Below are 2,044 nucleotides of genomic sequence, written 5' to 3'. Positions count from 1 at the left end.
TGTTAGAGTCGATAGGAGCGTTACCACTCCTACCTCTCCTTCAGAACCGTGCGTGAGATTTTCACCTCACACGGCTCCTTGATAATTTCACCTTTGTTATAGGTACGATTCAAAACGGTTGGTGGTCATAATTCTCAACTGTTGTTTTAGTTAAAGAACCATCACTAGCCGTTTTTGTGTCGTGACAATGTTTGTGTAAAAGTTGAAGGTTATCATAGGTATCTTTTCCACCTAATGATATTGGTTGAATATGATCAACTTCTACCATGTCTGTACTTGTGAAATACAGACCACAGTGAGGACAAATACCCTTTTGTTTCTTGATTAGTTTGGAAACTCTGTTAGGGGTTTCAGGATATTCGCCTCGGCGTTTGCTCCAATAAGTCCAGTCTCCATTAAATGGACTAGCCTCGCCTTTAACCTTTGTATGCCTTACGATTGGCGTACTGCTATGGGTGAGTAATTCTAATCCATCTTCTGTACTGAAACACCAGTTTCTGTCTCCTACTGTTCTCCAGTATTTGTCTTTATTGATGTTCCCTTTTCCCCTCGTTTTTGCCCATGCTCTCAACTTGTTGTATGTTAGAGAGTCAACCTTCTTAAAGATTTCTTTACTAACAACTGTTGAGTAATAGTTTGACCAGCCTTTAATGATCGGATTTAGCTTACTAATTAGAGCAGCTTGTAGGGCGGTTTTATGATTGTCTATTACTTCAGTTATTTTGACAAGATGAGTTTTGATTTTGGCTTTTGAGGGTGTGATTAGTGTTGTAAAACCTAGCGGTATTCCATTTCTACTGCTTGCACTTCGATAGTTTCCTACTTTGTGTTGTTGTATATGGAATCCTAAAAACTCAAATCCAACATTTCCATCAATTTCATTGAGGGTATGAGTTATTTTTGTTTTGCTTGGTTTTAATTCCAATCCCAAATCACTTAACCAGTTAGCAATTATCTCTTGACAATTTTTGACAATGTTCAAGTCCTCATGGATTATCACAAAGTCATCCGCGTAACGGATTAGGCTAAGGGCGCAACGGTTATCCCGTTTACTCCCTTTCAGAGTTTCTGCATATTGCTTAACTCTTTCTTCCATACCATGTAGGGCAATGTTCGCAAGTAAGGGTGAAATTACTCCCCCTTGTGGTGTACCATCATGGGTAGGAAAGAGTTCTTTTCCGTCCATATACCCTGCTTTGAGCCATGCTTTAATTAAACGGCTTAGAGTGGGGTATGTGTGTATTTTGGAGAGTAACGCTTTATGGTTGATGCGGTCGAAGCATTTTGAGATATCAGCATCGAATACGAATTTGGGTTTGCTTCTAATGCTGAGGAATATTGCTCCGATTGCATCATGACAGGAACGTCCTGGTCTAAAACCGTAACTGTTTGGCTCGAAGAGTGCCTCCCATTCTGGTTCTAACGCTAGTTTGACTAACGCTTGTAATGCACGGTCGTCTATTGTGGGTATTCCTAATGGACGGGTTTCAGTTGTTCCGGGTTTGGGAATCATTACTCTACGAGTAGGTTTTACCTTACCTGTTAACTTTAATCGTCCTACAAGTCTCCTCCGTTGTTTTGGGGTTAGAGATTTAATTCCATCCACCCCTGCGGTATTTTTACCTTGATTATCTTGTGTTACCCGACGAACCGCAATACATTTTGCTGACCAAGACCTAATCAGGGTCTTCTGAAGTTTACGAACTGCTTTAACATCGCCTCGTTCACTCGCTCGAAATATTCTCTTTTGCAACTTAAAAGTCACCCGTTCTAGCTTGCGCCAGTTGATGTCTTTCCATTCCACCGTCTGATTTTTATTCAGCGTTTTAGACATTTACATTGCTACTTGTTCTATTTCTTTGGAATTACCGAGTATCTGTCTGCATATCCTTGTCATTACAACAAGGCATTCGCTTTTGATACCATCCCTCCCCTAGCTATCATTCGTTAGCTACTTACTGGTTATCTATCTTTTACCAGAGATAATTAGGGGTTACTTCGTTCCGATTACACATTTGTTTGAAGTCTTTAGCGTGATGCTATC

The 2,044-nt window shown here is 40.3% G+C and carries 1 pseudogene; it reads right to left on the bottom strand.

Going from position 1 to position 2,044, the window contains the following annotated elements:
- Positions 1 to 29 precede the first annotated feature (29 nt).
- A pseudogene (gene ltrA / locus PL9214_RS33395) lies at positions 30 to 1,834 on the bottom strand (group II intron reverse transcriptase/maturase).
- Between the last annotated feature and the right edge of the window lie 210 nt (positions 1,835 to 2,044).

Origin of the sequence: Planktothrix tepida PCC 9214, assembly GCF_900009145.1 — a bacterium.
GTDB classification, from domain to species: Bacteria; Cyanobacteriota; Cyanobacteriia; order Cyanobacteriales; family Microcoleaceae; genus Planktothrix; species Planktothrix tepida.
Note: the sequence above shows the minus strand (reverse complement) of the source record. Positions and strands in the feature narration are given on the sequence as shown.